Source organism: Brunnivagina elsteri CCALA 953 (genome assembly GCF_002289455.1).
GTDB lineage: Bacteria > Cyanobacteriota > Cyanobacteriia > Cyanobacteriales > Nostocaceae > Brunnivagina > Brunnivagina elsteri.
The window spans coordinates 1-7,803 of record NZ_NTFS01000324.1 but is presented as its reverse complement, the minus strand read 5'-3'; the positions used below and the strand labels follow the sequence as shown (position 1 = coordinate 7,803).

At 40.5% G+C, this 7,803-nt stretch carries 9 protein-coding genes; 7 read left to right on the top strand and 2 right to left on the bottom strand.

Annotation, left to right across the window (positions count from 1 at the left end):
• The first annotated feature begins 438 nt into the window (after positions 1-438).
• Positions 439-969, top strand: coding sequence for an SRPBCC family protein (locus CK510_RS22600; RefSeq protein ID WP_095723831.1), 531 nt, complete (start codon positions 439-441; stop codon positions 967-969).
• 174 nt (positions 970-1,143) lie between these two features.
• Positions 1,144-2,226, top strand: a complete 1,083-nt coding sequence (psbA, locus tag CK510_RS22595) for a photosystem II reaction center subunit D1 (protein WP_095723830.1) — start codon at positions 1,144-1,146, stop codon at positions 2,224-2,226.
• Between the two features lie 48 nt (positions 2,227-2,274).
• Here psbA and CK510_RS31980 read toward each other — a convergent pair whose 3' ends face one another.
• A complete protein-coding gene (locus CK510_RS31980) occupies positions 2,275-2,442 on the bottom strand; it encodes a hypothetical protein (protein ID WP_158224951.1) in 168 nt (55 codons plus the stop codon).
• 113 nt (positions 2,443-2,555) lie between these two features.
• On the opposite strand from CK510_RS31980, the gene CK510_RS22590 reads away from it, so the two are divergent.
• The 5 genes from CK510_RS22590 to CK510_RS22570 all read left to right on the top strand — a co-directional run bounded on the left by CK510_RS22590 (position 2,556) and on the right by CK510_RS22570 (position 6,909).
• Entirely contained in the window at positions 2,556-3,107 is a 552-nt protein-coding gene (locus CK510_RS22590; protein ID WP_095723829.1) for a hypothetical protein, read from the top strand.
• A gap of 326 nt (positions 3,108-3,433) precedes the next feature.
• On the top strand, positions 3,434-4,531 hold the full coding sequence (locus CK510_RS22585; protein WP_095723828.1) for an FAD-dependent monooxygenase: 1,098 nt from the start codon (positions 3,434-3,436) through the stop codon (positions 4,529-4,531).
• Between the two features lie 69 nt (positions 4,532-4,600).
• The gene (locus tag CK510_RS33615) at positions 4,601-4,762 is read left to right on the top strand and encodes a hypothetical protein (protein WP_245912319.1); all 162 of its coding nucleotides are present in this window, start codon (positions 4,601-4,603) and stop codon (positions 4,760-4,762) included.
• 249 nt (positions 4,763-5,011) lie between these two features.
• On the top strand, positions 5,012-6,004 hold the full coding sequence (locus CK510_RS22575; RefSeq protein WP_095723827.1) for a M48 family metalloprotease: 993 nt from the start codon (positions 5,012-5,014) through the stop codon (positions 6,002-6,004).
• A gap of 176 nt (positions 6,005-6,180) precedes the next feature.
• Positions 6,181-6,909: a Bax inhibitor-1/YccA family protein gene (locus tag CK510_RS22570; protein WP_095723826.1), complete on the top strand. Its 729-nt coding sequence runs from the start codon at positions 6,181-6,183 to the stop codon at positions 6,907-6,909.
• 117 nt (positions 6,910-7,026) lie between these two features.
• On the opposite strand, the gene CK510_RS22565 is transcribed toward CK510_RS22570, so the two are convergent.
• The coding region (locus CK510_RS22565) for a YifB family Mg chelatase-like AAA ATPase (protein ID WP_143289386.1) at positions 7,027-7,803 on the bottom strand (777 nt) is incomplete at its 5' end.

Below are 7,803 nucleotides of genomic sequence, written 5' to 3'. Positions count from 1 at the left end.
CCTGGATTGTATTTCATCCAAACGAGAAGCGCTATAGATAAAAAAGTATATATAAAAATATAAATCGAAGTATTGCTTAATAAATTTTAATACTAAGTTGACGATATAGTTAACTATGATTTTTAGACAGCAATAATAAACATTACAAACAATTCATCCCAAAGGCTAATTGACATCTCCAACCAAAGGGGGAAGATGCTCCCGGTTTGAAGGACGTAATTTACAAGACAGCGACGTAACTTTAGGATTCCTGAAAACGAGAGTACAGTTTCTAAACAAAAGATTTTTGATCCAAAATTTTGATCCAAAGTTTTGAGCCAAGGTTTTGATACATAATTAGTTGGCGAGAAATAAGGTGATTCTGAAGATAAATCAACTCACCATAATTGCGGACTAAGCCAAAGTAACCGAAAGTGTGTAGTGAGGGGGTTTGAGAAAATGCATAATTGGTTGTCTAAATTCATTCAGCGTAAAAGCCGACGTGTTTGCCTTTCTCTAGTGCGAACCTATCGAGAAATTAGTTCAGCCTCAGTAGATGAACTTTGGCAAAAAGTAGTTGATATTGCGGATGTTTCTTGGCATCCATTATTAAAAAGTACAAATGTTCCCTACGGCTTAGTACCCAAACCAGGATTGATATATAAAGCAGTAACACGTCTGTCACCAATTCCGATTCGGATATTTGTTGAGCGGGTTAATCCCAGGGAATTATTGAGCATTCGTATATTAGCAATTCCTGGCGTAGAAGAGCGGATCATTTACAAAGTAGAATCGACGGTTTGCGGCACATATCTATCCTATTCTGTCACCCTCAAAGGTTGGTTGTCACCACTTATTTGGTCATTTTCTCGTCCATACGCAGACAGAGTTGCCCGTGCTTTGGTTGATGCAGCCGAGGGAACAGCCTTGCAAGCTGTATCTAAAAAAAGGAAGTTATTAAAAGATAGTTGTTTTGATTTTATAAGATGAATTTGCCATAACAAACTAAAAATTATTCCTTGAATTGTCATAAGTAAAACTCATCACCTGTATAAGAAGCACAAAACTGAGAAAGCTTGTAACATTTTGTAAAATAGCTTATGTTAGTCATAACAGCCGGGAAACCGTCTGAATATATACCCAAATTACCGCAATCATAAAAACATGACCGCAACCTTACAAAGACGCGAAAGCGCCAACGTATGGGAAAAATTCTGTAGCTGGATAGCTAGCACAGAAAATCGTATCTACATCGGCTGGTTTGGTGTACTTATGATCCCAACCCTTCTAGCAGCAACCGCTTGCTTCATTATCGCTTTTATCGCCGCGCCTCCAGTAGACATCGACGGTATCCGCGAACCAGTAGCAGGTTCTTTGATGTTCGGAAACAACATCATCTCCGGTGCAGTTGTACCTTCATCCAACGCCATTGGTCTTCACTTCTACCCAATCTGGGAAGCAGCTTCTCTTGATGAGTGGTTGTACAACGGTGGTCCTTACCAATTGGTAGTATTCCACTTCCTCATCGGCATTTTCTGCTACATGGGTCGTGAGTGGGAACTTTCTTACCGCTTAGGTATGCGTCCTTGGATTTGCGTAGCTTACTCAGCACCAGTTGCAGCAGCAACCGCAGTATTCTTGGTTTACCCAATTGGTCAAGGTTCATTCTCCGATGGTATGCCTTTGGGTATCTCCGGAACCTTCAACTTCATGTTGGTATTCCAAGCAGAACACAACATCTTGATGCATCCTTTCCACCAATTAGGTGTAGCAGGTGTATTCGGTGGTTCATTGTTCTCAGCAATGCACGGAAGCTTGGTAACATCTTCCTTGGTACGTGAAACAACCGAAACCGAAAGCCAAAACTACGGTTACAAATTCGGTCAAGAAGAAGAAACCTACAACATCGTTGCAGCACACGGCTACTTCGGTCGTTTGATATTCCAATACGCTTCCTTCAACAACAGCCGCAGCTTGCACTTCTTCCTCGCTGCTTGGCCCGTAGTTGGAATCTGGTTTACCGCTTTGGGTGTCAGCACAATGGCTTTCAACTTGAACGGTTTCAACTTCAACCAATCGGTAATTGACACTCAAGGTCGCGTTATCGCTACTTGGGCAGACGTAATCAACCGCGCTAACTTGGGTATGGAAGTAATGCACGAGCGTAATGCTCACAACTTCCCTCTTGACTTGGCTGCTGGCGAAGCTGCACCTGTTGCAATATCCGCTCCTGCAATCAACGGTTAAGATTTAAGTCTCAACGATTGATTTAAATAGAATCTAAAAAAGCGTCTCTCATTTGAGGGGCGCTTTTTTGTTTGGGGTTTCTTGGGGTTTTTGCGTGGGGTTAGAAGTCGGGTTACTGGGTTTGTCGTGCTGAGTTGGGTTTTTTTCGTGGGGGGAGGAACCCGACTTCTTAAATATTGCTTCTTTTTTGATTTTCTTGCGATCGCGAACTTCCATCACATGAGTTTGATAGAACCTAACCCCTTTTATTTAAGATTAGTATATGGGTATTGATTTCCTGAAGAAGTTCGGAAAAAATATACGTTTGGAAAAATTTTGGAGATTCTCAAATGACTGAAACTCAAAAAAAAATTACTCTCCCTTTTCCGACAAATGCAGCTGGAGAATTAGTAATTCCGACAACACATTACAACGAATTTGGTGTGCCACTTGCTTTTTTACATCACTGCGGGATTTGGGAAGGTACTGCAAAACGGGTGAACACTGCGGGGGAGTTGATAGATGAACATTTAGTTCGTGTGGAAATTGAGGTTGATGGGGAGCAATATGTGCAAACGAATACAGTCCGCATTAATACCCCAAGGGAAGTAACAGCTAAATACTTTGGTTGTTTCCGCGAAGGTAAGCTGGTTTTTCCACTCACAGATGAGGTGTATACTTTGGGAGGAGAAAAAGCATCGGGTTTTTCGGGAATTGCTTGGGCTGTGACTGATGATTTGATTGTTTATCGGGGCAGTCGAACTGTAAATGGCTGCAAAACTTACTATAACGAGTTAATTGCGGTGGTCGATACTAATCATAGAGTGCGAACGACACAGGTTTACGAAGACGGAATTTATAAGCTGGTTACTGCGATCGATGAAATAAAGGTTCAAAAGTAATGTTTTAATTGTGCTATACTGCCCACGGGTGAAAACTGAACTTTTGTCATGCTGACGAAGGAAGCATCTTTAAGGTTTTTACGCAATCTAAAAGTATAGTTGTAACCCGTTTTTAGTATATATCCCTTTTGGCATTAAGTTCTGGTTATTGCACATACTGTAATTGAATGTAGTTAATCGAGTGTAATTCACAAATATAAATTACTTTAAATACACTTTTGTCAAGTTTTTGTAGCAAAAAGTTATGGAATATATTAACTTGGAACTGTAAGTACATCTATCTTGTGATCGAGAAGATGTACATACGTTCTAAATTAGGGGTAATTATGGTTTCAACACCGAAAAAAATAGGGATTGTTGGTGCTGGTACAACTGGGTTATATCTAACAATTCTTTTGGAAAATGCGGGTTTTGAGGTTTCGTTGTTTGAACGGGCACCTCAAGCAAGGGTTGAAGGTTGCGGGATTTTGTTGATACCGAATGGATTGGAAGCGCTATCATTCCACAGTCGGGAATTGTGCGATGAAGTTATTCAAGCTGGGGTAAAAGTTCATACTTACGAATTTCGCAATTTGTTGGGTAACTTAGTTAGCTCAGATTCGGCTGAAGATACAGAGATAAAATATGGTTTTCCTAGTCTGACAATTCATCGAGAATACATTACCCAAGCTTTACTCCGTCGTGTTCCTGCTAAATGTTTACATTTCGATCGTTATTTAGACTCGATTGAGTCCAAAGACGATCGCGTTATAGCCAAGTTTCGCAATGGAACGCAATGGGAAGGGGATTTATTAATAGGTGCAGATGGGTTAAATTCTCAAGTAAGGAATTTTGTTGTACCCGGAATCAAACCATCTTATTTAGGTGATATTGTTTGGAGAGGTATTTTACCTAGTACAGATGTTTGTCCGGATCATTCTTTTATTGTGTACATTCGCGCTGGTGGTGTCTATGCAAATGCTTTTGATATCGGGAATGGACGCTTGCATTGGGGCTTTTTTATTGAGTATGAACAACCGGAAGATGAGAAGGGAATATTAGTACCAAAAAACTGTGAAATTCCGCAAGAAGAGTTACAAAAGCTTCCGGAAGCAATGCGTCGAACAATTGAAATTACTCCACCAGAAAATATAGTTACTCGATATTCCTATGATATTGACCCATTACCACAAATAGTATCAGAAAATATCATACTTTTGGGGGATGCGGCACATGCGAAAAGTCCGGCTCGCGCTCAAGGGATGAGTAGTGGACTTCAAGATGCAGTGTTGTTATCGAAATATTTAAAGTCTGCGGCAACAATCCAAGAAGCATTGGTAGAATATCAACAAGAACGCTTGCCAATTGTGCATGAATTGCAGTTGACAAGTCGAGTAAAAAGTCAACAAACTGGTCGAATTAAGAAGTTGAAAACAACAGTATAATCATAGAAAGTTAATTAGTTGAAGTTTCAATAGGAAAAGTTAGAATAAGTTGGACATTTAAGAATACAAGTGATAGAAGGAAGACACACCCCTCCTTGCTGTACCCATGCTTATGGTAGTTTACATTTGTGGTTTTGGGATAAACCAAACCCGGAAAAGTCAGTAATTAAAACCAGTCAAATTATTCACTGCGATATGCTGGCAATGTTAGCACAAGCCGACTTGGAATAACGTTATTGTCATGACCAATCACAATTACGCGATCGCATTCAATTTTTCCGTGAGTTTGCACTAGAAAATCATCGAATGTGCGATCGCTTGGAGGTTCCTAAAGTGTTTGAAGCGCATCAAATTGATTTTGGATTTTAGATTTTGGATTTTCAGTAACGTCAAAATTTTCCAGGTTTCGCAGATATTGCCAAGCCTTTACAATTACTTCAGTATAAAATATGGTGAGATACTAGTATGATTTAATACTCTATGTTGAATATCACACAAAAATGCATCTGTGTTTTTTCTTCCTGTTTATTGACATTTCCATCGGCAATTAGTATTGCCACCGAACCAGTGTCAAATACAGAACCAGCCAAAACATCCACCTTTGAGCGCGCTCAGGCAGAGCTACCCGCAGACCTTTATACCTTATATAGAATAATCGATCGCATTGCCCGTGGAAATAACTACGATGGTCGTCCGTGGAAAGTAGTAATTACATCTAGTTATAATCCCAATGCCTTCGCCAGCGAAAATAATTCTATCGCCATATACAACGGTTTTTTAGAACAACTCGGAGGAGATACTTCAGCTTTAGCTTGTAGCGTATCCAGGGAAATGGCACATCATATCAACCGTCATACCGTCATTAGCGAAGTTCAAAAAGCCGAAGCGATCGCAAAAATTAGAACTGCAACCGAAAAAGAAATTTTGGGAAACGAAGGAAGTCAAAGGAATCGGGGAATCATTAATACGGTTGGGGGAATTGTCGCAGAAACATTTTTACCGGGATGGGCAGGAAACCTCATTGGTGGCATTTTTGGTAACAATAAACGCGATCGCATGGAAAAAGCCGAGAGAAAAGTTAATACACTGGTGGAAAAAAGAACCAAGGAACTGGAACAGAATCTTTTTGCACAGTACCAACAACAACAACTAAAAGCTGACGAACTTGGTTACATGGCATCAGTTCGAGCGGGATTTGAACCGGAAGGTTGTTTGCGAGCGATAGAAACCCTCGATCGCATTTCCAACTCCCCAGAAAATTCTGCCAATACCCCCATAGTTAAACGTATGGAAGCAATCATTGCATTGCTTGTCAAATATCCACCCCAAACTTTAGTTCCAGAAGGGGAAAGCAGAATTAGCAAATCCCAACCTCTCAACTACGATATTTCCCAAGATAAAGCATCCCTCCGTATCAATTCCCGTCATGGAGGTTCGGCAGCACGGGATATCGATCGACTTTTTGGAAAATAAATTCAAATTCTCAATTCTGTAGTCCAGATTGAAATCTGGTGATGAGCAAATCCCAAATAATCAGAAATTTAGGTAAAAATAGAAATAAGCAAAATCTATCTTTTAAAAGCGTCAGCTTGGTAAACCAACTGACCTAAATAACTTCACAAAACAACTTCACAAAACAAATTCCAAACATGAGCAATACCAGTAACTTCCGTCAAGCAATTAACCAGGCAAAAAATCAAACTCTAATAGGTTCTAACGTCATTGCTAATGCTCTTCCCTACGTTGGAGGTGGCTTAGTTTTAACTGCGATCGGAACATACGGAGGTTTATTTGTTCGTGCCAATAATCCGGAGATATTTCTTCCCACTTTTATTGCTGCATTCGTTGTTGAATTAATCCTGTTTTTCGTTGCTCAAAATGTTGCGGAAAAGGCTAACAATAAAGTTGCACTACCTTTACTAGCAGCCTACAGTTTATTATCAGGATATACACTCAGTGGTATTGTTGCAGTTGCTTTAGGTACAAAAGGTGTAGGAATCGCTGGAATTGGATTTGCAGCTTTGGGATGTGGTATTACTTTCATTGGAGCCAGCAAAGTTGGTTCCAATTTATCCGAATCTGATGGTATGGCATTAACTAAAACCATCGGTTTGGGGATAATGGCTTTATTCGTAGTCATTTTGGCACAGGTAATGTTTAGATTGTTTGGAGTTTATACCCCTAGCTGGTTAGAAATTGCCGTCTCCGGTATTGGGGTATTATTATTTGTTGGTTCTGCTGTTGTTGACTTTTTTATCTTGCCCCGTGCTTACCGGGATGAACAATATTTAAGTGCAGCATTATCGATGTATTTAACTTACATCAACCTATTTATTTTTATCCTTCGCTTGTTGATTGCCTTGAATAGCCGCGATTAATGCTCGCTAGGTAAACTATCTATTTAGGGATTTCCAGAAAATAAAATATCCCAAATCTATAATTACCAATTGTATCATTGCACAAGGGCGGGAAAACCCCGCCCCTACGGCATTTTCTTATTGCATTCGATCGATAGTGCGATATTGAATTGCCTCCGCAACGTGATGCGGTTTTAAATCCTCATCCCCAGCCAAATCTGCAATTGTTCGGGCAACCTTGAGAATGCGATCGCTCGCTCTTGCGGATAAACCTAATTTATTAATGGCAGTTTCCAATAACTTCTTACTGGTATCATCCAACTTACACCACACACTCAAATGACGACTTTGCATTTGAGCATTACAACTGACATTTTTTTCCCTTTCAAACCTTTTTGCAGCCATTTCCCGTGCTTTAATTACCCGTTCTCGCACATCTACCGAAGCTTCTCCCTTTGCTTGCTGGGTAATTTCCTCCGGTTTCAACCGATTTACAGCCACTTGCAAATCAATTCTATCCATTAACGGACCCGAAAGCTTCGCCCAATATTGCTCCCGTTGCCTTGGGGAACAACTACAAGCCTGGATTGTATCGCCATAATAACCGCAAGGACAAGGATTTGTACTGGCAACCAAGGTAAATTGTGCCGGAAAAGTCACAGATTGCTTAGTTCGCGATATCGTCACATACCCATCTTCCAAAGGTTGCCGCAAAAACTCCAAAACATCCCGCTTAAACTCAGTCAGTTCGTCCAAAAAAAGAATCCCATGATGTGATAGGGAAATTTCACCAGGACGAGGTGTACTACCACCACCCACCAAAGAAGGACCAGAAGCTGAATGATGGGGACTTCGATAAGGGCGATCGCGCACCAATGTACCCCGATTTTTCAACAAACCAGCCACCGAATGAAT